This window comes from Stenotrophomonas sp. G4 (genome assembly GCF_003428825.1).
Lineage (GTDB): Bacteria > Pseudomonadota > Gammaproteobacteria > Xanthomonadales > Xanthomonadaceae > Stenotrophomonas > Stenotrophomonas indicatrix.
The window spans coordinates 2,226,966-2,248,732 of record NZ_CP031741.1 but is presented as its reverse complement, the minus strand read 5'-3'; the positions used below and the strand labels follow the sequence as shown (position 1 = coordinate 2,248,732).

The following is a 21,767-nucleotide window of genomic DNA, read 5'->3' as shown; positions in this document are numbered from 1 at the left end:
CCGCATGGAAAGCACCGGGCACACGCTGTCCACCCGGGAGAAACTCGGCTACAGCCTGGGCGACCTGGCCGCCAACCTGATCTTCCAGACGCTGATCACCTACCTTGCGTTCTTCTACACCGATGTGTACCGGCTGCCGCCCGCCACGGCCGCCACGATCATCTTCGTGATCGGCGTGCTCGGTGCCTTCGTGTTCACGCCGTTGATCGGCATCGCCGCCGATCGCACGGTCAGCCGCTGGGGCAAGTTCCGGCCGTGGATCCTGTGGACGGCCATTCCCTTCGGGGTGCTGTCACTGCTGGCCTTCAGCACCCCCGACCTGGCGCCGCGCGCGAAGGTCGTCTACGCCCTGGCCACGTACGGCCTGTTGATGCTCGTGTATGCGGCCAACAATCTGCCGTACTCGGCACTCAGTGGCGTGCTCACCGGCAGCATGGCCCAGCGCAACAGCCTGTCGGCCTACCGCTTCGTGGCGGTGATGATCGCGCAGTTCATCATCCAGGTCCTGCTGCTGCCGCTGGTGCTGATCCTCGGCGACGGCGACCGGGTGCTGGGCTTCGAGCGGGTCATGACGGTATTTGCGGTGGTGGGAACGGTGTTCTTCCTGATCACCTTCGCCACCACGCGCGAGCGCATCGTACCGGCGAAGGAACAGACTGCCGGTGTGCTGCAGGACCTGTCCGACCTGCTGCGCAACCGCCCGTGGAAGGTGATGCTGGCGCTGACCATCCTGGTCTTCATCAACCTGTCGCTGAAGGGCGGCACCTACGTCTACTACTTCCAGTACTACATGAGCGAGACCGCCCTGGCGGGCTTCCTCGACAGCTCCGGCTTCAACCGCTGCATCGGCGCCATCAACGCGGCACTCAGCGGTCTGGGCCTGGCCGGCTTCGCCTGGCCGAAGGATCCGGCAACATCAGCATTCAGCCTGTTCAACGCCTGCGGCATCGTCTGCATGATCCTGGGCATCGGCGTATCGCGCCGCCTGGCCGACCGTTTCGGCAAGCGTGATGTCTTTGGCGGTGCCTTGCTGGTGTCCACCGTGTTCCTGCTGGCGTTCTATTTCTTCCCGCCCACGGCGGTCGCCGTGGCCTTCGCTGCCTTCATGCTGCACGGATTCTGCTACGGCATCACCATCCCGCTGCTGTGGGCGATGATCGCCGACGTCGCCGACTACTCCGAATGGAAGAACCATCGCCGTGCCACCGCCATCGTCTTCTCGGCGATGCTGTGTGGCCTGAAGATCGGGCTCAGCATCGGTGGCGCGCTGGTCGCCGGCATCCTCGCCCATCACGGCTACCAGGCAGGCGCACCGCAACAGCCCGAAGCCGTGGTGGATGGCATCCGCCTGACGGTAAGCGTGTACTGCTCCCTGCCGTTCCTGGCTGCAGTAGCGCTGCTCTTCCTCTACGAGATCAACAAGCGCATGGAGACCCGCATCGAGCAGGACCTGCAGTCGCGGCGCCAGGGCAGCGATCTGCAGCAACTGGCAGCGCACGCCATCTCCCAGCCCCTGGTAAGCCACATCTACACGGCCGACCCTTCGGCCCATGTGTTCGAGGGACGGCTGTACATCTATCCATCGCACGACATCGACAGCGGCACACCCTTCGACGATGAGGGCGGCCACTTCGGCATGCAGGACTACCACGTGCTGCGGATGGACACGCCGGAGGGCGAGGCCACCGACTGCGGCGTGGCGCTGCATGTGCGCGACGTGCCCTGGGCCAGCCAGCAGATGTGGGCACCGGATGCCGCCTCCCGCGATGGCCGCTATTACCTGTACTTCCCGGCCAAGGACGCCCACGGCATGTTCCGCATCGGCGTTGCGGCGGCGGATCGGCCGGAGGGCCCGTTCACTCCAGAGCCCGAACCCATCAAGGGCGCGTACTCGATCGACCCGGCCGTGTTCGAGGACGACGACGGCACGCACTACCTCTGTTTCGGTGGCATCTGGGGTGGCCAGCTGCAGAAGTACCGCGACAACCGCTACGACCCGGCGCATGAAGAACCTGCCGGCGACGCGCAGGCACTGGGCCCGCGTATCGGGCGACTGGACGCCTGCATGACCCGGCTTGCCGAACCCACCCGGGAGATCATCATCCTGGACGAGCACGGGCAGCCGCTGCGCGCCGACGACCATGCCCGTCGCTTCTTCGAGGGGCCGTGGCTGCACAAGTACCAGGGCCGGTATTACCTGTCGTACTCCACGGGTGATACGCACCTGCTGTGCTATGCCACCAGCGACAGCCCGTACGGGCCGTTCACCTATGGCGGCGTGATCCTCACCCCCGTGGTGGGCTGGACCACCCATCACTCCATCTGTGCGTTCCAGGGGCGGTGGTACCTGTTCTATCACGACGCGTTGTTGTCCGGCGGGGTCACCCACCTGCGTTCGGTCAAGTGCACACCGCTGCACATGGAAGCAGATGGCAGCATCCGGACGATCCATCCCTATGGCACCTGAGCCGACTTCGCCCACGGATGATGCGCAGGCGGCACTGCCTGCCGGCCCACTGCACTGGTTGCAGGCAGGCAGGCTGGAGGTGGCGCTTGCACCGGAAGCCGGTGGGCGCATCGCCCAACTACGCTGCGACGGTGTGGACTGGCTCGTCGGCGAACATGACGCTGGGCAGGCAAGCATTGCGTGGGGGTGCTATCCCATGCTGCCCTGGGCCGGGCGCATCCGGCAGGGGCGCTTCGCCTTCGACGGCAGGCCCTATCAGCTGCCGGTGAACTTCGGAATGCACGCGATCCATGGCGTCGGCTTCTCACGGCCCTGGCGCATCGACCGCCTTGAACCGGACGGCGCCTCGCTGTCGCTGGACCTCCCTGAGGATGCCTATTGGCCCTTCGGGGGCAGGGCATCGCAGCATCTCCTCGTGCAGCCCGACCGCCTGAAGCTGCGCCTCGCAGTGCAGGCCGGTGCCATGGCAATGCCAGCCGTGCTTGGCTGGCATCCCTGGTTCCGCAAGCCGGATCGACTGCTGTTCGCACCCAGCGCGATGTACCCGCGCGACGGGGAGGGCATCGCCACCTTGCCCTGCGTGCATCCAACGCAGGGGCCGTGGGATGACTGCTTCATCAACCCGGCCGAAGTGATGCTGGTTGCCGCCGGCCAGCGGCTGCGGCTGAGCGCCGACACCGATCACTGGGTGGTCTACGACGGGGCAGCGCACGCCACCTGCGTGGAGCCGCAGACCGGCCCACCCGACGGATTCACGCTGGCGCCAACCCGGTTGCAGCCGGGACAACAGCTGGAACTGAACTTCGAGCTGCGTTGGGAGATCGGCAGCGATGGCGATCTGGCTGGCGTCGACGCCAGCTGATCATCGCTTCCTCGCAGCGCCATGCAATCGTCCGCGGCAGCTCTGCCGTATCGAATGCCTGCCGGCCATTCTGCTTTTCGCGTCCGCCGGGCATGGCCCGGCGCTACCCATCTTTGCGTCAGCCGGGCATGGCCCGGCGCAACCCATCTTCGCGTCCGCCGCGCATGGCCCGGCGTTACCCATCTTCGCGTCCGCCGCGCATGGCCCGGCGCTACCCATGCGTCGCGTCCGGTAGTGCCGGCCGCTGGCCGGCAACACGCGATCCGGCGCGCGCTTACAGCGCGCTCTGCGGGCGCACCTTCAGCAAGGAGGCCCGCCATGTCGCGTGGCACGCACCGTTGGCTTCAATTGGCCGTGCCTACCCGGTCGGATCGGGATCAGGCCGTTCGTAGTCGTCGGGCGTAGCTTTGGGGTCATCACCATCATCGGGCATGTCGTGCTCCTTCCATGTCGCTTTGTCATTCCTGAGCCTGTCCGGGGTATGGCTCTTCGACGCATCGTCCACGTCGGCGCCAGGGTTGAAAGGCAGGTCATCCTGCAGCTTCTTCTCGTTCACTGGAGTGCTCCTCGGGCGTGTTGACCAGCCTCTGCCACGGGGCGTTAACGCTGCAACACAGGCGGATGAAGGGCCACCGCACGGCCCATCAACCCATGTGCGCAGCCTCGGCATGCGGCTGCGATGGCAGCACTCCTTGCGTCATTGACCTGTCGTTGACGCATAGATGTCAGACTCGCGCACAAAGGGGTGTCCGGGTGCATTGCAGGGGAGTGATCATCAGGAGAGCTGGCAATGCCGTTCTTCACTGACTCAACAGAAGTCGCCGTCGAGGGCGTCGGTGCAGCCCGGCGCATCAGCTGGATGCGCTTCGTGGGAAACGGCTTGGGCGCGCTTCCGATTGCCTCGATCATTCTGGAGCGTCAGACGGATGCTGCCCCCTGGGTGCTGCTGTTGCTCAACGCCCTCGCATGGCCGGCGCTGGCGATGCTCCTGACACGTCGCGCCCGCGAACCTGCAGCAGCGCAGTTCCGCTGCATGATCGTCGACTCTCTCTTTGGAGGCGCATGGGTCGCCTTCATGGCCCTCAGCACGGTGCCCAGTGCGTTGTTTGCCGCGCTGCTGGTGGCCGACAAGATCGCCGCCGGCGGCATCCGCCTGGCAACGAGGGCAACCCTGGCCCTGGTGATCGGGTTCGCCGCCACCTGGCTTGCCCTGGGCCTGCCTTATCAACCCATCACCTCGCAGCGCACGGTTGTCCTCAGCCTGCCTTTCCTGTTCGTCTACGGCATCGGGTTGAGCGTGCTGAGCTGGCGGCTGGCGCGCCGGGTGAAATCACAGAATCGCCAACTGCAGCGCCTGAGCCGGATGGATCCGTTGGTGGAGCTGGCCAACCGCGGCTTCCTGATCCAGCGCGCCCAGCAGGTGCTGCAGACGGGGCAGCACCACGGCGGCGACGCGTGCCTGCTGATGCTCGATGTTGATGATTTCAAGCGGATCAATGATTCGCATGGCCATCGTGCCGGCGATGAGGTGCTTCGCCGCATCGCCGTGGTGCTACGCCAACTGGCCCAGCCGGGCGACATGCCGGCGCGTCTGGGCGGTGATGAGTTCGCCGTCCTGCTGCGCCAGCGGATACCGGCAGAGGCCATGGATGTGGCCGATCAGATAAGGCACTACCTGCAGGAGCCGGGCGCCCCTGAAACAGCCCATATCCAGTTCAGCGTCAGTATCGGCATCGCCGCAGCGGCTGGCACGGGCAGCGCAGAAGATTGGTTGGCGAAGGCGGACAAGGCGCTCTATCACGCCAAACGGCACGGCAAGAACACCGCCAGCTACGCCGAGTAATCTGCACCGGGGCCGCTGCACTGCTCATATGGCTGGAGAGCAGGCTGCCATTACACCCCATACGCACCAGGGCGCGCTCAGTTCTCCACGCGCCACTGGCTCATCAGCATCTGCAGGAACCGCTCTGCGGTGGGCGAGAGCAGGGCACCCCGACGGCGCACGATGCCAATGGTGCGCGACACCACCGGGTTGCCGATCGAACGTGTCACCAGCGTCGGATGATCGCCATCAGGGGTTGCCATTTTCGGCAGCACCGATACCCCGATGCCGGCCTCGACCATGCCCAGCGAAGTGGACAGGTGAGTCACTTCGTAATGCCAGCTCAGCTTGAGGTTCTCGCGCGCCAATGCACCGTCCAGCAGTGTGCGGTTGCCACTGGTGCGATGCACGGTGATCAGCTGGTGCTCGGCCAGATCAGCCCATTCCACCGTGCGCTTGCGGGCCAGCGGATGATCACGCCGGCATGCCAGCACGAACGGATCCTCGGCCAGCACGTCGAAATCGAGGTTGGGATCATTGGCGCCCATGAAGTTGATGCCGAATTCGACCTCGCCGCGCTCCACCGCCTGCAGGCCCTCGGTGGCCGGAATATCCAGGATGCGGAAACGCACGTTCGGATGCGCCTCGTGGAAGCGCGCCATCACGCTCGGCAGGAAGTAGAACGCCGCCGTGGGTAGGCAGGCGATGGTCACCGTGGCGCCGCGGGTGTCTTCGCGGCCGCGCAGCGAGAACAGCGAGCCATCGAATTCCTCCAGCATGCGCCGCACCAGCGGCAGCAGGTTCTCGCCTACGGCCGTAGTGCTGACACTGCGCGTGGTGCGCTCGAGCAACGGTGAGCCCACGGCCTGCTCAAGCTTCTGGATGCGACGGCTCAGCGCCGGCTGGGAGACGTGCAGGATCTCTGCCGCGCGATGGAAGCTGCGAGTTTCCGATACCAGCAGGAAGGCGCGCAGATCGAGAATCTCGCAATTGATGCTCATCAGGTATCAATCATCCAAAAATCAGCAATTCACAGATAAATTGGGGTCATGCCAGTATCGAATCACAGAGGGGTCATTCATCCCCTATACGCATCAATCTAACACACGTATGTCCAACGATCTGCTCAGCATTCCCTGCGTGCTCATGCGTGGCGGCACCTCCAAGGGCCCCTTCTTCCTGGCCAGCGACCTGCCGGCGGACACCGCCGAACGCGACCGCCTGCTGCTGGAGGTGATGGGTTCGGGCCACCCGCTGCAGATCGACGGCATCGGCGGCGGCAACGCACTGACCAGCAAGGTGGCCATCATCGACCGCTCCAGCCACCCCGATGCCGACGTGGACTATCTGTTCGCCCAGGTGCGGGTGGAACAGCAGGTGGTGGATACCTCGCCCAACTGCGGCAACATGCTGGCGGCGGTGGGCCCGTATGCAATCGAGCGCGGACTGGTGCAGGCCCAGGACCCGCAGACCGAAGTGCGCGTCCACAACGTCAACACCGGCAAGCTGATCATCGCCACGGTGGAAACGCCGGGCGGCAACGTGGTCTACCGGGGCGACACCCGCATTGCCGGAGCGCCGGGCTCGGCCTCTCCGGTCCGGTTGTCCTTCCTGGATGCGGCAGGCGCACGGACCGGCAAGTTGCTGCCCAGTGGCCATGCGCAGGAAACCATCGACGGCGTGCCGGTCAGCCTGATCGACTGCGCGATGCCGATGATGCTGGTGCACGCTGAGGACCTGGGCGTACACGGTGATGCGTCACCTGCCGAACTGAATGCGGATGCCGCGTTCATGGCGCGGTTGGAGGCGTTGCGTATCGAGGCCGGCGCCCGAATGGGCATCGCTGACGCCGGCAGCAAGGTCATTCCCAAGCCGGTGCTGCTGTCCGCACCGCAACATGGCGGGCAGCTGCAGGTGCGCTATTTCATGCCGCACCAGTGCCACACCGCGCTGGCCATTACCGGCGCGGTGGGCATCGCGACCGCCGCCGTCACCTCGGGCACGTTGGCCCACACTTTGGTCGGATGCCTGCCGCTGCCCGGCAGCATTACCCTCGAACATCCGAGTGGGGCCCTGGAGGTGGGCCTCAGTCGCAGCGCGGACGACGCGCCGGTGATCGCCAGCGTGGTGCGCACCGCACGTCGTCTGTTTGAAGGTCGTGTGTTCGCCACTTCGCCAGCGCCCGCCAGGGCCAGTGCTACCCAAGCCCGCCAATGGACGTCAGCGGCATGATCTGAAACCGGTCGGGCCGGCACGGCTGTGCTTGCCCGCCACCACAACGTAGATGCTTCACTCCTGGGAGGGATGATGTACAAGCAGTTCTTCATGGCCGCGCTGTGCGCGGTCGGCCTGGCCGCGGCCGGATGCAGCAAGCCGGACGCCGGTGCGGCCGGTGGTTCCGCACGCGGCGGCGACAATGCCCCGGTACGCATCAGCGTCGGTTCCTACAACCTCAACAACCTGCCGTTCTTCATCGCCGACGCCAAGGGCTATTTCAAGGACGTCGGCCTGGAAGTGAAGACCGAGAACTTCGCCCAGGGCGGCTCCAAGGTACTGCAGGCGCTGGTTGCCAACTCCACCGACGTGGCCGTCGGCTTCTACGACCACACCATCCAGATGCAGGCCAAGGGCAAGGACGTGGTCGCCTTCGTACTGCTCTCGCGCAATTCCGGCCTGGTGATGGCCGGCCGCGAAGACGCCACGTTCGATCCGGCGCGCCCGCAGACCATCAAGGGCCAGAAGGTCGGCATCACCGCGCCGGGCTCCTCGTCCGACTTCTTCGTTCGCCATTTCCTGGCCCAGCATGACATCCCGGTCGACAGCATCTCGCTGATCGGCGTGGGTTCCGGTGCCGCTGCGGTCGCCGCGCTGGAGCAGGGCAAGATCGACCTGCTGGTGAACTACGATCCTGCCGCCACCCTGATCACCGAACGCAAGGTAGGGAAGATCATTCTCGACGCACGCAGTGATGACGGCGCACGACAGGTCTATGGCGGCCTGTACCCGACCTCGGTGATGTACGCCAACCAGAGCTTCCTGGACAAGCGCCCGGAAGCAGCCGAAAAGATTGCCCGTGCCGAGCAGATGGCGCTGAAGTTCATCGCCGACAACAGCGCCGAGGACATCGTCGCAGCCCTGCCTGACAGCTATGTCTCCGGCGACCGCGCCACCTATGCCCGCGCCGTGGAGAACGCCCGCGCGATCTTCACCACCGATGGCCACTTCACCGCGGCCGACCTGGAAACGCCGCTGAAGGTGCTGCGCGAATTCAACACGGATGTGGCCAAGGCCAACATCGATCTGTCCAGGACCTATACCAATGCCTTCGTCGAGCGTGCCCACGCTGCGGCGCCGGCAGCCCAACGTTAAGCGGAGGTAACCCCATGGCCCTCAATGCCACCGTGCGCCAGCTCAATGGTGCGCCGCAGCTGGAGCCTGCACAGACCATGGTCGCCATCAACAAGGTGACCATGTCCTTCGGCGAATTCACCGCCGTGCGTGACGTCGACATCCAGGTGGGCGACGGCGAGTTCCTCGCCATCGTCGGCCCCACCGGCTGCGGCAAGAGCACCATCCTCAATTCCGTGGCAGGTCTGCTCACGCCATCGTCCGGCGAGGTGGCCATCGACGGCCGCAAGGTCAGCGGCGTGCAGGAATCTGTCGGCTATCTGTTCCAGCAGGATGCGCTGCTGCCATGGAAGACCGCGTACCAGAACGTCGAACTGGGCCTGCGCTTTCGTGGCGTGCCCGAAGCCGAGCGCAAGGCCAAGGCCAATGCCTGGCTGGCCAAGGTCGGCCTTGCCGGCTTCGAGCATCGCTACCCGCACCAGCTGTCCGGCGGACAGCGCAAGCGCGTGCAGATGGCACAGGCGTTGATCGTCGAGCCGAAGGTGATCCTGATGGATGAACCGTTCTCGGCGCTGGACATCCACACCCGTCACCTGATGCAGAACGAACTGCTGCGGCTGTGGCAGGAGGACCGGCGCTCGGTGATCCTCATCACCCATGACCTGGAAGAGGCCATCGCGCTGGGTGACCGCGTGGTGGTGCTGTCCTCCGGCCCCGCCAGCCGCGTCGTGCGCAGCTTCGACGTGGACCTGGAACGGCCGCGCAACGTGGCCGAAATCAAGCTGGACGAACGATTCACCGACCTGTACCGCGACATCTGGGCCTGCCTGCGCGGCGAAGTGGAGAAGAGCTATGCACGCCAAGACTGACAAATTCATCCAGCTGGCCCTGGTGGTCGCCGTATTCGGCGGCTGGGAAGGCGGCATCGCGCTGGGCGTGATCGATCCGTTCTTCTTCCCCTCGCCAACGGCAATCGTGCAGCAGGCCTGGACCTGGCTGTCCGACACCTCGTTCTACCAGCACGTCTACATCACCCTGACCGAAACCGCGCTGGGCTACATCATCGGCACCGGGCTGGGCGTGGCCGGTGGCGTGTGGCTTGGCCTGAGCCGACGCTCGGCACGCATCCTGGACCCGTTCATCAAGGGCTTCAACGCGATTCCACGCGTGGTGCTGGCACCGATCTTCGTGCTGTGGCTGGGCCTGGGGCTGTGGTCGAAGGTGGCGCTGGCGGTCACGCTGGTGTTCTTCACCACGTTCTTCAACGCCATGCAGGGCGTGCGTGAAGTGAACCCGGTGGTGCTGGCCAACGCACGCATCCTGGGGGCGGGCCGCAGCGATCTGCTGCGTCACGTGTACTTCCCGGCGGCGGCCAGCTGGATCCTGTCCTCGCTGCGCACGTCCGTCGGTTTCGCGGTGGTCGGTGCGATCATCGGTGAGTACCTCGGTGCCTCGGCAGGGCTGGGCTACCTGATCGCCCAGGCCGAGGGCAACTTCAATGCCGTGGGCGTGTTCGCCGGCATCATCATCCTGGCCGCCTTCGTGCTGGTCATCGACGCACTGCTGGATGTGGTCGAGAACAAGCTGATCACCTGGCGCCCGAACGCGCAGACGCAGGCCACCAGCTGAGCGCGGCCGCCTGAGCCCGCTTGCCGCGCCGCCGGACTGATCGGCGGCGCGCGCCTCCTTCCCTGATCTTCCCCCGCACCACCGCAACAGGCCAGCGCCAGGCCAAGGGGCCGGCTGGCCGGAGAGAGACCATGAACCATTCCACCGTGCTGCCGCCGGCAGCGCTGTCGGTCGCGCTCGGCCTGCTGTTGGCCAGTGGCCATGCCGGCGCTCAGTCCACTTCGTCACCGCCTGCACCATTGAGCCAGGCCGAGCTCTCGCAACTGGTGCAGCAGCAAGCCGTGCAGATCCAGCAGTTGGAGGCGCGCCTGCGCGCTGTCGAAGGCGGGCAGGGCCCTGCAGCGGTACCGGCGGCAACGCCCGCCGCTGCGCTGGAAACCCGGGTCGCCGCGCTGGAATCGGGCCAGTCCAAACAGCCCAAGGTGTCCTGGTCCAAGGGGGCGCCGGAGTTCAGCAGCGCCGACGGCAACGCAGCCTTCCGGCCGCGCGGGCGCCTGTTCGTCGACGCATCCAGTACCGACGGATCCTCGGTGAGCGACCGCAACCTGTCCGGTACCGAAATCCGTTCGGTGCGCCTGGGCGCCGAAGGGCGATACGGGATTCTGGGCTGGGCCGTCGAAGGCGATTTCGCCGACAACGACGTGGCCTGGAAGTCGGTCTATGCCACTGTCGATCACCGCCTGTTCGGCCTGCCTGCCGATCTTACCGTCGGCAACCGCCTCAATGACCGCGGCATCGACGGTTCCAGCAGCACCTCCAACACGCCCTTCCAGGACCGAAATGTCGTGGGCACCTTGATGCTGCCGCAGCGCGGGCTGTTCGGTGTCGGCCTTACCGAGCGGGTGTATGGCAAGGGCTGGCACGCCAGCCTCTCGGTGGCGGGCAATGACCTCAACAACGCCGGTACCGACAACGACAGCCAGACCTGGGCCACGCGCGTGCACTGGAATCCCATCGAGAGTTCCGCCGCGACGGTGCACCTGGGCGCATGGGCCTTCCACGAGGAGATCGCCGCCGGTGCCAGCAGCGTGGTGCGCAGCTCGGCCATCGCCGGGCATTTCAACGATCTGGTCAAGATCACGCCGGGCACGCTGCTCGGCGCCGAGCGCAGCACCGCCTATGGCGCGGAGCTGGCGGGCTTCTTCGGCCCGGCATGGGCGACGGGCGAATGGGGCACCCGCAACCTGCGCGGTGCCGATGCCAGCGGTCGCTACGACCTCGACCACCAGGCCTGGGCTGTCTCGGCCGGCTGGTTCCTGGCCGGTGCCATGCCAGCCTATTCGGGCAAGGCCGGCACCTGGAGCCGGGTGAAGGTGGCCGACCCGGTCACACGCGGCGGCAGGGGCGCGTGGGAGCTGAAGGCGCGCTATGAAGACGTGGATTACGCCGAACTGCCCAGCGGCGGTACCGGCCATGCGTGGACGCTGGGCACGAACTGGTACCTCAACGATTTCAGCCGCGTGATGTTCGAGGCCATCCGCTGGCAGACCCACAACCGCAGCGGTACCGGGCCGGGCAGGGACGAAGGCACCACCTTCAACACCCGTTTGCAGGTGGCGTTCTAGGCAAATACTGAGCCCGCGCCTGATCAGAGCAGCAGCAACGCCCCGATCAGCGCGGGCGGCATCACCAGCGCGCCGACACGCAGGAAGTCGAGCGCGCTGACATGCTCGCCTTCGCGGCGCAGCGCCACCAGCCACAGCATGGTGGCCAGCGAGCCGGTCACCGACAGGTTCGGGCCCAGGTCCACGCCGATCAGCAACGCCGCGCGCGTCTGCGCCGGCAGCTCGGCCATCTGGCCCAGCGAGCCCGCAGCCAGGCCCACCGGCAGATTGTTGGCCACGTTGCTGAGCAGTGCGGCTGCGCCTCCGGCCAGCCAGCCCGCCTGATGCGGCGAGGTCTGCGCCAGCGCCTGCAGGTTGCTGGCCGCTGCTTGGATGACACCGGTCTGCGAAACCGCTTCAACCAGCACGAACAGGCCGGCCACCAGCGGCAGCACGCCCCAGGAGACGTGGCGCAACAGCGGCAGCGGGCTGCGGCGCTGGCGGATCGCCACCACCGCTACGCTCAGCGCGCCCGCACAGAACGTAGTCAGGCCCAATGGGCCGTTCAGTGCGGAGGTCACCAGCAGCACGGTGCCGGTGAACAACACACCCAGCGCACTCAGCCGGCCACCCTCGGTAAGCGGGCGATGCTCGGGCGACGCTGCCAACGGCTGCGCGATCTCGCGGCGATGCACCCAGCGCAGCACCAGATACGTGGCACCGATCGCGGCCAGCGAAGGCAGCGCGAACTGCGCCAGCCACTGCAGCAGCGGCGGCATGTGGTTGCCATACACCACCAGGTTGGCCGGGTTGGAAATAGGCAGCACGAAGCTCGCCGCATTGGCGATGAACGCACAGACAAACAGATAGGGCAGGGGGTTGGCGCGGGCCGCCTTGCACGCGGCATAGACCGCGGGCGTCAGCACCACCGCCGTGGCATCGTTGGACAGGAACACCGTCACCACCGTGCCGACCAGGAACACCAGATCGAACAACCGCCGACCCGAGCCGCCCGCATGCCGTACCGCATACAGCGCCAGCCAGTCGAACAGGCCCTCGCGCCGCGCCAGCTCGGCCAGCACCATCATGCCGACCAGGAACAGATAGACATCCCGGCCTTCAGCAACCGCGTGCCAGGTCGTGCCGAGCGACACCGCCCCAAGCAGCGGAAGCAGCGCGGCCGCGCCCAGCGCCCACACGTACTCCGGAATGCGGAACGGCCGGAACAGCAGGCCGACGGTGGCAACGGCCACGGCCGCCCAGATGATGAAGGGGGAAGAGGAAGCGAGCATGGAGTGGGTGGGGTCTCAGTTGCACCGGCGCGTAGCCAACAGCAACGCGCGCTGCAACGATGGCAAGTGCGAGAAAGTCGGCATCATACCGTGCCGGCTGCAGCGCCGGCCCCGCCAGCAAAGGGCCGTATCAGAACCCGGCGTGCGCCCGATTGAAGGCGCATGCCATTCACCGTGACGCATCACGGTAATTCCGATTCCGGACATCCGCATCGCAAGGGTAGTGCCGGCCGCTGGCCGGCAAGACGCCATGTGGTGCCGCCTCGGCTACGATTCGGTGAGCGGCACAACGCCGGTGGAGCAGGGGTGCAATCGACATGCGGACAGGAACCGAATTCGATTCATCCGTTCGCTGGTCACGGTGACACGATAGGACACGCGTACATCGCCGAGCGCCGCGCAGAGGACAGGGTGCAGGCTGCATCGCTGACACCTGTCACTTGTCCGGGCAATGCGTACCGCCAATAGTGAGCGCCACCGCCGCCTGCCTGGCCGGCACTCACCGAAAGGACCTCCCGTGAACCTGCTGCAGCAACTCCTCTGGCAGACCCCCATCTGGGTCTGGGTGCTTCTGGCGTTCCTGGTCTCGCGCGGCATCGCGGGCATGCGGCCGGGGCAGACCTCGCTGCGGAAGCTGGCCATCGTGCCGGCGCTGTTCAGCGCCTGGGGCATCTGGTCGATCAGCCACCGCTATGGCGGCTCGCCGTTGGCGTGGGGCGAATGGCTGGCCGGCATCTGCGCGGGCGCAGCAGTGGGCTGCCTGCTGCTGCGCCGGGCAACGCTGACCGTGGACGCCTCCACGGGCACGCTGTGGCGTAGTGCCGACTACAGCCTGCTGCCACTGCTGCTGGTCACGTTCGTCATCAAGTACGGTTTTGAAACGGCGCTCGCCGTGGCGCCCGGCCTGAGCAGCAACGCAGGTTTCAGCGCCGCCTATCTCCTGCTGTCTGGCGGATTCACCGGCATCTTCATCGGCAAGTACTGTCGCTATCTGGCGGCGTCGCGCCGGGCAACGTCCAGCGGGATGCAGCCTGCGGGCTGAGTCCAGCCCAAGAATGGGGGGCGGTGCACGCGCTTCGGCCGTGCCCTCACCACATTCACCTCGCAGCAGCGAAAATGCGTCCTTGGGCGCGCTCCAGGGCGCACCGATCACTGCCTGCAGGAACGCAACGATGTCCAACAACCCTTTCGGTGAATCCTCATGCGCTGCCGCAGCCAGCGGTTGCGTGGAGGTGCGCGGCGCGCGCGAGCACAACCTCAAGAATGTCGATGTCTCCATTCCGCGCAATGCACTGGTGGTGTTCTCCGGGGTGTCGGGGTCGGGCAAGTCGTCGTTGGCCTTCGGTACCGTCTTCGCCGAAGCGCAGCGGCGCTACTTCGAGTCCGTAGCGCCATACGCGCGGCGCCTGATCGACCAGGCGGGCGTACCCGATGTGGATGCCATCGACGGCCTGCCGCCGGCGGTGGCGTTGCAGCAGCAGCGCGGCGCCAGCAATGCACGTTCCTCGGTGGGCAGTGTCACCACGCTGTCCAGCCTGGTGCGCATGATGTACTCGCGCGCCGGGGCCTACCCGGCCAACCAGCCCATGCTGTACGCCGAGGACTTCTCGCCCAACACGCCGCAGGGCGCCTGCAGCACCTGCCACGGCCTGGGGCATGTGTACGAGGTGACCGAAGCGCTGATGGTGCCGGACCCGTCGCTGAGCATCCGTGAACGTGCCATCGCCTCGTGGCCGCCGGCATGGCATGGCCAGAACCTGCGCGACATCCTGGTCACGCTGGGCTACGACATCGACGTGCCGTGGAAGAAGCTGCCGAAGAAGGACCGCGACTGGATTCTGTTCACCGAGGAAACGCCAACCGTGCCGGTCTATGCCGGCTTCACGCCCGCAGAGACCCGTGCCGCACTGAAGCGCAAGCTGGAACCCAGCTACATGGGTACCTATACCGGTGCGCGCCGCTACGTGCTGCACACCTTTGCCAACACCCAGAGCGCACTGATGCGCAAGCGCGTTTCGCGCTACATGGAAGGCAGGTTGTGCCCGGCCTGCCACGGAAAGCGCCTGAAGCCGGAAGCGCTTTCGGTCACCTTTGCCGGTGTGGATATCGGCGAGTTCATGCGGCTGCCACTGGACCAGTTGGCGGACCTGCTGGAGCCCATCGCGCAGGGTGATTTCAGCGCGCACAGCCGCGGCGCGCGTACCAGCGGCAGCGCCACGAAACGCGATCGCACGCAGCGGGCTGCAAGCGGCCGCCCTGTCCATGCTGGAGCCCCCGACGTGCGGCTGACCTCGGCCCTGTCGGAAGAGAAGCGCCTGGCCGCGCAGCGGCTGGCAGGCGGCGTCATGGCGCGTGTACACCAGCTGCGAGGCCTGGGCCTGGGGTACCTCTCGCTGGATCGCGCCACGCCAACATTGTCGGCCGGTGAACTGCAGCGCCTGCGGCTGGCCACCCAACTCAGCTCGTTGCTGTTTGGCGTGCTGTACGTGCTCGACGAGCCCTCGGCCGGCCTGCACCCCGCCGACAGCCAGGCGCTGTACGACGCGCTGGACCGGTTGCGCGACGGCGGAAACTCGGTGTTCGTTGTCGAGCACGACCTGGAGCTGATGCGCCGCGCGCAGTGGCTGGTGGATGTTGGCCCGGAGGCGGGTGAGCACGGCGGGCGCGTTCTCTACAGTGGCGAGCCCGAGGGCCTGCGCAAGGTCCAGGAATCGCGCACCGCCCGGTATCTGTTCGATCAGGTGCCTGCGGTCGCCAGCCGGCAGCGCAGCGCCAACAGCTGGCTGGAGCTGAAGGGCATCCACCGCCACAACCTGCAGGGTGTGGATGCGCAGGTGCCACTGGGGCTGCTGACCGCAGTGACCGGCATTTCGGGGTCGGGCAAATCCAGCCTGATGGCGCAGGCACTGCCCGAGCTGGTGCTGCTGCACCTGGGGCATGAGCCCGAGGACAACAGTGCCGAGAGTGGGCCCACCGACGCGCCGACCGTGATCGAAGCGACCCGGGGCCGGCTGGCTGGCGATGTGGACGCTATCCAGCGGGTAGTGCAGGTGGACCAGAAGCCCATCGGCCGCACCCCACGCTCCAACCTGGCCACTTATACCGGCCTGTTCGACCACGTGCGCAAGCTGTTCGCCGCTACGCCCGCCGCGCGCCGTCGGCGTTTCGATGCCGGCCGTTTCTCGTTCAACGTGGCCAAGGGCCGATGCGAGACCTGCGAAGGCGAAGGTTTCGTCAGCGTCGAACTGCTGTTCATGCCCAGCGTCTATGCGCCGTGCCCCACCTGCCACGGCGCGCGTTACAACGAGGCCACGCTGAAGGTGCTGTGGAATGACCGCAACATCGCCGAAGTCCTGCAGATGACGGTGGACCAGGCGCACGCGTTCTTCATCGAGGAAGAGGCCATTGCCCGTCCGCTGCAGCTGCTGCAGGAGATCGGCCTGGGCTATCTGAGGCTGGGCCAGCCGGCCACAGAGCTTTCAGGCGGCGAAGCCCAGCGCATCAAGCTGGCGACCGAGCTGCAGCGCAGCCAGCGCGGGCGCACGCTCTACGTACTGGACGAACCCACCACCGGCCTGCATGCATCGGACGCGGACAGGCTGCTGGTGCAGCTACAGCGACTGGTGGACGCGGGCAATACGGTGGTGATGATTGAACATGACATGCGCGCGGTCGTGCAGGCGGACTGGGTGATTGACGTCGGGCCTGGCGCAGGCGCTGCGGGCGGCACCATCGTCGCGAAGGGAACGCCGCAGCAGGTGGCGCGCGCCAAGGGCAGCAGGACGGCGCCGTTCCTTGCGCGCGAGCTGGGGCAGGGTGGGTGAGGCGGGGCGTCGCCGAGGTTGTATTCCTACTTCCGCACGCCACACCGCTCATCCTCAGGCACATCGCCAGCAAGCGTCAGTAGCAGGCGGTCCTGCAGCGTAGGTTCCTGCACGCCAGACAGGACCTGCTCCAGATAGGTCAACGGCACCAGTGACCACTGCAGCGTAGCCTGCAGGGGGTAGATCGCAGGCGCCCGATGCTCGGTACCCAGCGCAACCCGGATCAGCAGAAGCGGCGGCTGCCTCTCCACGTGCAGCACCGGCACACCGTTGCACAGGATCTGGAAGGAAGCCGAAGCGGGCGTCCCCTCCAGGAACGCGAAACCCTCCCGCGCCCGCGCCTCTGCGAATCGAAGCGCGTGGCGACGCAGCGTCCAGAATGTCTCATCGGGCACATCACGGTACGCGAGCACTTCCGGCTCAACAGGCTCGGGCAAGTGCATCTGTACGGCAACGACCAGCGCCATAAAGACCGCCCACAGCACCCCATGGCGCACCTTCATTTCAGGCTCCACCGAGGTGATCCTTCAGTCTGCCGGCTGCAGCCGTTCGATTGCGTGGGCTGCGAGCCCCAGGCCGGCCATGATCAGCCCTTCCATCACCCGGTCGCCGACGTATTGCTCCGGCTCGCCGTTCTGGCGCGTGCGTTCTGCCGCCAGCAGCACTTCCAGCACCACGCGCAGGCCCGTCAGCGAGCAGTCGGCATCGGCCAGTGCCATCTGCCGGCCACGCAACTGATGTCGCTCTGGCCAGGGCTGGCCGTTGGCGGCCACGCCCGAGCCGATGCTGTGCAGCAGCGCGATGAGGGTGTTGGGATCCACGGCAGGCGCGGCCGAGGGTGCCTCGTGGATGGGCTGTGGGGCAGGGGAGTAGGGCGTGGTCATGGCAGGGCTCCTTGCGTGCAGGCAGAAGCCGCCACCGATAAAGGTGGCGGACGATGCGTGGCTCGAAATCCGGCGTACGATTAGACCGGCAGGCACAAGGCCTCCACGCACCGCCCGCCATAGCCGGCAGACGGATTGCCAGCCGGCACCACGCGGTGGTGGTGGTGCCGGCTGGCAAGCGTAAACATCAATCGTACAACCGGGATTTCGAGGCCCGACCACCGGTGTTCGGTGGCATGGCAAGGAATACGCCCGGTCGTGCGCGATGCCAATACAGTAAGGGCAATGCCGTCACCGTTTTCGACGTTTTCAGAATCGTTGTATGGCGGGGAAGGGCGCTGGAGGCTTGGGCTGCAAGGGCTACCGGCGGTGCCGATTGGCCCGCATATTTCGTGCCGGTACCGACATGCTCTGACCGGGAGTGGGGCAGACGCGACAAATGGATGGACGGGGCGAACCCTCGATGCCCCTTTTAGGTCTGCCCCTATCCGCTGCAATCAGAGTGCACTGCGTGGCTGACGCCACGCTCCACGCCATGGCACTATCCGGAATGCGTCAGGGGCGCTTGAAAGGGGGAGTACATGGAAAGTACGCAAAAAGGACTAACGATGGCCGATGTGGCCGGCTGGGGTTCGGCTGTCGTCACGTTTGGCTTGATTCAAGGCGCGCTTTATCTGAAGGCGTACTGGGGCACTTTGGCCTTGATCCCTTTCAGTTTGTTGCCGTGAGCGAACTGGCCCTGGCTGGCCTGGCCGGCATCGGCATGGTGTTGTTTCTCATGCTGGTGGCCTCGCTGTTTGGCGGCTGGGTGGAGATAAAGGTGACGAGCGGCAGCGCCAAAAGCAAGCTGTTCGCATGGCTGTTTCCGCTGCTCTTCTTCACGGGCCTGGGGCTGCTGCTTTGGTGGTCGAACACGTGGCCTCTTCTGATAGGGCTTCTTCTGACGATCATCTGTGCGCTGATCGTGCAACTTTCGCCGGTGGTGCCAGCGACGGTGAAGGATTCCCCTTGGCTGATCTATGCCTTGGTAATGCTGGTCTATGTCTCGATAGTGTCAAGCATGCTTGGTTCCGGGCGTGCCGCGACGATTTCCTCTGGGGGCGGCAAGCACGTGACGGCTGTGACTGTTGATGGAAAGGTGCAGGGCGGCCTTAGCCTGATTGGTCGGCTTGGTGATAGCTATGCGCTGTGGGACCCGGCGCGGAAGGCTGCCGTGCTCGTGCCTGTTGGCGATGTTGGGAGGTTGGAGATTGTGCGAAAGGGTGTGATGCCTGGCCCTGCTGCGAATTAGGGCTGGGTTTTGGGATGCATCCCGCAGTGAGCTTCAGTGCATCTTTTCTGGGGCGGTGATAAGGGATGTTTATCGGGGGTAGGAAAGGGCTCCTTCCGATCCGAAGCGGACATCAATACCCGTAGCTCAAGCGACCCGCTCGCTCAGAGACCGAATCGGGAATATGTCGGATTTGGTGCGGACTCGCTCACCAGAGGGCTACCCAAGCCGCTGGGCATCGCGTACGGCTAAATGCGCGAGCCGATGGCAGACTCGATCGCCTTGGTCGAAAGAATGGGTCTCCGCTCGGTCGCGGACTTGGCGTCCGCGGTGATGTTGCTGGAAACTATCCGCGCTCTTGGTCCTGGACCTCGCTACGCGCTGGGTCGCTTGGCTGAGGGTGCGAAGCTGATGGGTATCTGCGCGGCACTAAGGCCTAGCCGGCCCTGGATCGACCGAGACATCGAGTGCCCGTTCGTGCTTGGCATTGTTGCCCTACATTGCCGTGCGCGGTGGCCGAGCGCTTCCTTGGATGCACTCCAGCGACGACTCCTCGCGTCGGTGAACTAGCTAACTCGCTCCGCGTGCGAACCAGTGGAATGACCGATCTCCGGATGCGGTATCGTTTGTCTTGAATTAAGACTGGGCTAACCGAGTAATGTCTGAAACGATAGCGTCAAACGTACAAGGTAAGCCCACGCTGGGCGACGTCCAACGCATCATCGAGGACTTCGATGCACTATACCCGCCACAAGACGTGGGTGCCGCAGCGGAGGCCATCGGCATCGCGACGCACGGCAAAGGCCTTTCGCAGTGGTCAGACCTTGTCCACAAGCGCTTGGGCACTTTGAGCGCTCCCGACCAATACGGGGTGCGAGAGCATCTGCGCGACCTCAAAACCGAAGTCGTATATGCGCACGCGCTATTTGATCAACCGCTCGAGCCGGCATTGAAAACCTTGGGGGCGGCTAGCTCGATCTCCGCGCCGCCCGATACTCGCAAGACCGCGAAACCGATCGACTGGACAGCCTTGATCCAGGCCGCGCGCGTGCAGTCGCTGTTGACCCAGTGGTACGCTGACAACTTGGACATGCACTACCCGCGCGAGTTCGCGGTTGCGCGCGCCGCGCGCCGCCTAGCTGACCGCGGTTTCCCGGTGGAGCAGGAGCGCACGCAACTTCGCCTCGCGCAGCAAACTAACGGTCGGTTGATCGCGCGCTTAGAGGAATTGATCGGCGATCTAGGCGGACTAAACTTGCTCCGAGAGTTATTCCGAAAGGCCATTGCAACGTATGACGCCAACTCGGAGCGCTACATGATCGTCAGGGATACGAGGGTTGGGCGCCCGCGTGAACCAGACTTCCCTTGGGGTTACCTCATCGCCTTGAGCGCCAAGCACGCCTGCCGCCGCAACGGTCGCAGACCTGCCAACGAGGCTTGGGAAGAGCTTATCGGCCTAGCAACGGATTTTGCCGCCCTTCATGACGTCCAGGACTACACGCCGCCGATCTTTGCGCAGATCCCGACCGACAAGCTCGTTGCCACGTTGACGAGGCGAGCGCTCTACGACTCGATCTACGCCTTTCCGCAACTACGCTCGAGCGATGTGCTGCGCATGCTTCGGCCGTTGCTGGCCGAGATTCCCTCTGACAAAGCGTACGGTCCCGGTTGGACGAAAAATGACGTATTCGCCGTCATCGAGCAGCTATACCGGGCCATAGGAGATTGCCGCGGTCCGGTCACTCTTGACCTTCGGCACATCGCCAAGACCGTTCCGGGCGTGGCGCCTCTGCTAGCCAAGCACATCCTGTTTGACGTGCTATCGCACCCTTCCACGGGCCCAAACTCGCAGTTCTTCCGTCCCACCGACCAGACCGTGCGGGGCGCAGATCCGCTAACTGGCCCAGGCAACAGTCTGTACCTGCGCCCATTGATCCGGCTGGATGGCAAGCGCGCTATCGTCATAGATCGCTCCGTGGCCGGGCCGGGCATGGTGGAGGCGGTGCTCAGTGCCGTGCGCGGGTACGAAGGTGCCGACACGTTCCAGGGTAAGGTGATTGGCGCAGGGGCCGAGGCGCTCATTCGACTTGAGTTCGCACAGCACGGCATTGCGATTCACACCGGCGACTACGACACGCCAAAGGTTCATGGCGAGTGCGACATCGTTATCGACGAGCCTGGCAATCTGGCTTTCATTGAGTCCAAGGCCAAGGCCCTCACTCGAAACGCCGCCAACGGCAATGACGTCGACGTGCTGCTCTCGCTCGCCGGCAGCGTGGTTGCGGCGATGGAGCAGTCTTTTGGGCATGAGATGCAGTTGCGAAAGCACGGCGAGATTGAGCTCTACGATAAGGAAACTCGCAAGGTGAATCACACCTTGACGTGGACAGGCCAGACCGTCGATCGCATCGCTTTGTCCCTGTACGACTTTGGTTTTTTCCAGGACCACACTGCGATCTCAAAGCTGATGTGGCCGATGTTGAATGCTCGCTACGGAGCGATCGACCCTGCAATCCAAAACATCTTCAAGGGTCAGTTTAAAAAGTTGAACGAAAAGGTGCTGCCAAAGCTCACCGGACACCTGCAGATTTGGGAAGAGCTTGGCTTTCAGGGGGAGGACCCCTTCTCCTTCGGCAACTGGTTCCTGAGTGCCCCGCAGCTTTTTGGCTTGCTCGATGGGATCGAGGGGCCGGCCGAATTCTTCGAGCGACTCGGGTTTCTAAGAAACCTGACATATCAAAGCTACAACTTCCACCACCAACTCAAGCATGCCTTATCTCTCAAGGCAGAGCGGGATGTTAGCGCCGGCGGAGAAAGGCCTTGAG

Annotated in this window: 17 protein-coding genes and 1 pseudogene; 13 read left to right on the top strand and 5 right to left on the bottom strand. The window is 65.2% G+C overall.

Going from position 1 to position 21,767, the window contains the following annotated elements:
• Nucleotides 1–4: 4 nt before the first annotated feature.
• From D0Y85_RS20880 to D0Y85_RS10520, 3 genes and pseudogenes are all read left to right on the top strand, one after another.
• Nucleotides 5–1,477 (top strand): annotated as a pseudogene (locus D0Y85_RS20880) (MFS transporter); the annotation flags it as partial.
• Nucleotides 1,451–2,467 (top strand): glycoside hydrolase family 43 protein, encoded by a 1,017-nt coding sequence (locus tag D0Y85_RS20875; RefSeq protein WP_343202874.1) that lies wholly within the window; start codon nucleotides 1,451–1,453, stop codon nucleotides 2,465–2,467. The pseudogene D0Y85_RS20880 and the gene D0Y85_RS20875, both read left to right, overlap by 27 nt.
• Nucleotides 2,457–3,329, top strand: a complete 873-nt coding sequence (locus D0Y85_RS10520; RefSeq protein WP_117310405.1) for an aldose epimerase — start codon at nucleotides 2,457–2,459, stop codon at nucleotides 3,327–3,329. Before D0Y85_RS20875 ends, D0Y85_RS10520 begins: the two co-directional genes overlap by 11 nt.
• 358 nt (nucleotides 3,330–3,687) lie before the next feature.
• On the opposite strand, the gene D0Y85_RS10515 is transcribed toward D0Y85_RS10520, so the two are convergent.
• A complete protein-coding gene (locus tag D0Y85_RS10515) occupies nucleotides 3,688–3,870 on the bottom strand; it encodes a hypothetical protein (RefSeq protein WP_117311905.1) in 183 nt (60 codons plus the stop codon).
• Nucleotides 3,871–4,119: 249 nt separating this feature from the next.
• Between D0Y85_RS10515 and D0Y85_RS10510 the strand changes: the two genes are divergently transcribed.
• On the top strand, nucleotides 4,120–5,172 hold the full coding sequence (locus D0Y85_RS10510) for a sensor domain-containing diguanylate cyclase (RefSeq protein WP_117310404.1): 1,053 nt from the start codon (nucleotides 4,120–4,122) through the stop codon (nucleotides 5,170–5,172).
• A gap of 77 nt (nucleotides 5,173–5,249) precedes the next feature.
• Here the strand turns inward: D0Y85_RS10510 and D0Y85_RS10505 are convergent, their stop codons facing one another.
• Entirely contained in the window at nucleotides 5,250–6,152 is a 903-nt protein-coding gene (locus D0Y85_RS10505; RefSeq protein WP_033831088.1) for a LysR family transcriptional regulator, read from the bottom strand.
• 109 nt (nucleotides 6,153–6,261) lie between these two features.
• Between D0Y85_RS10505 and D0Y85_RS10500 the strand changes: the two genes are divergently transcribed.
• The 5 genes from D0Y85_RS10500 to D0Y85_RS10480 all read left to right on the top strand — a co-directional run bounded on the left by D0Y85_RS10500 (nucleotide 6,262) and on the right by D0Y85_RS10480 (nucleotide 11,693).
• A complete protein-coding gene (locus D0Y85_RS10500; RefSeq protein WP_117310403.1) occupies nucleotides 6,262–7,383 on the top strand; it encodes a 4-oxalomesaconate tautomerase in 1,122 nt (373 codons plus the stop codon).
• Nucleotides 7,384–7,458: 75 nt separating this feature from the next.
• On the top strand, nucleotides 7,459–8,520 hold the full coding sequence (locus D0Y85_RS10495) for an ABC transporter substrate-binding protein (protein WP_032974882.1): 1,062 nt from the start codon (nucleotides 7,459–7,461) through the stop codon (nucleotides 8,518–8,520).
• 14 nt (nucleotides 8,521–8,534) lie between these two features.
• Nucleotides 8,535–9,368: an ABC transporter ATP-binding protein gene (locus D0Y85_RS10490; RefSeq protein ID WP_032974770.1), complete on the top strand. Its 834-nt coding sequence runs from the start codon at nucleotides 8,535–8,537 to the stop codon at nucleotides 9,366–9,368.
• Nucleotides 9,352–10,128, top strand: coding sequence for an ABC transporter permease (locus D0Y85_RS10485; protein WP_032974771.1), 777 nt, complete (start codon nucleotides 9,352–9,354; stop codon nucleotides 10,126–10,128). Before D0Y85_RS10490 ends, D0Y85_RS10485 begins: the two co-directional genes overlap by 17 nt.
• 131 nt (nucleotides 10,129–10,259) lie before the next feature.
• Nucleotides 10,260–11,693, top strand: coding sequence for a porin (locus D0Y85_RS10480; RefSeq protein WP_117310402.1), 1,434 nt, complete (start codon nucleotides 10,260–10,262; stop codon nucleotides 11,691–11,693).
• Between the two features lie 23 nt (nucleotides 11,694–11,716).
• Here the strand turns inward: D0Y85_RS10480 and D0Y85_RS10475 are convergent, their stop codons facing one another.
• Entirely contained in the window at nucleotides 11,717–12,964 is a 1,248-nt protein-coding gene (locus D0Y85_RS10475; protein WP_117310401.1) for an arsenic transporter, read from the bottom strand.
• A 517-nt stretch (nucleotides 12,965–13,481) separates the two neighbouring features.
• Between D0Y85_RS10475 and D0Y85_RS10470 the strand changes: the two genes are divergently transcribed.
• Both D0Y85_RS10470 and D0Y85_RS10465 read left to right on the top strand, forming a co-directional pair.
• Entirely contained in the window at nucleotides 13,482–14,006 is a 525-nt protein-coding gene (locus D0Y85_RS10470; protein ID WP_117310400.1) for a DUF6622 family protein, read from the top strand.
• A gap of 130 nt (nucleotides 14,007–14,136) precedes the next feature.
• Nucleotides 14,137–16,788 (top strand): excinuclease ABC subunit UvrA, encoded by a 2,652-nt coding sequence (locus D0Y85_RS10465; RefSeq protein WP_117310399.1) that lies wholly within the window; start codon nucleotides 14,137–14,139, stop codon nucleotides 16,786–16,788.
• Nucleotides 16,789–16,814: 26 nt separating this feature from the next.
• Here the strand turns inward: D0Y85_RS10465 and D0Y85_RS20870 are convergent, their stop codons facing one another.
• Both D0Y85_RS20870 and D0Y85_RS10455 read right to left on the bottom strand, forming a co-directional pair.
• Nucleotides 16,815–17,291 carry a hypothetical protein gene (locus tag D0Y85_RS20870; protein WP_240329378.1) on the bottom strand — a complete coding sequence of 159 codons (477 nt, stop codon included), beginning with the start codon at nucleotides 17,289–17,291 and terminating at the stop codon, nucleotides 16,815–16,817.
• Between the two features lie 24 nt (nucleotides 17,292–17,315).
• The gene (locus D0Y85_RS10455) at nucleotides 17,316–17,672 is read right to left on the bottom strand and encodes a hypothetical protein (protein WP_117310398.1); all 357 of its coding nucleotides are present in this window, start codon (nucleotides 17,670–17,672) and stop codon (nucleotides 17,316–17,318) included.
• Between the two features lie 724 nt (nucleotides 17,673–18,396).
• Between D0Y85_RS10455 and D0Y85_RS10450 the strand changes: the two genes are divergently transcribed.
• Both D0Y85_RS10450 and D0Y85_RS10440 read left to right on the top strand, forming a co-directional pair.
• Nucleotides 18,397–18,963: a hypothetical protein gene (locus tag D0Y85_RS10450; RefSeq protein ID WP_240329377.1), complete on the top strand. Its 567-nt coding sequence runs from the start codon at nucleotides 18,397–18,399 to the stop codon at nucleotides 18,961–18,963.
• Between the two features lie 637 nt (nucleotides 18,964–19,600).
• Nucleotides 19,601–21,766, top strand: a complete 2,166-nt coding sequence (locus D0Y85_RS10440) for a hypothetical protein (protein ID WP_117310396.1) — start codon at nucleotides 19,601–19,603, stop codon at nucleotides 21,764–21,766.
• The last annotated feature ends 1 nt before the right edge of the window (nucleotide 21,767 follow it).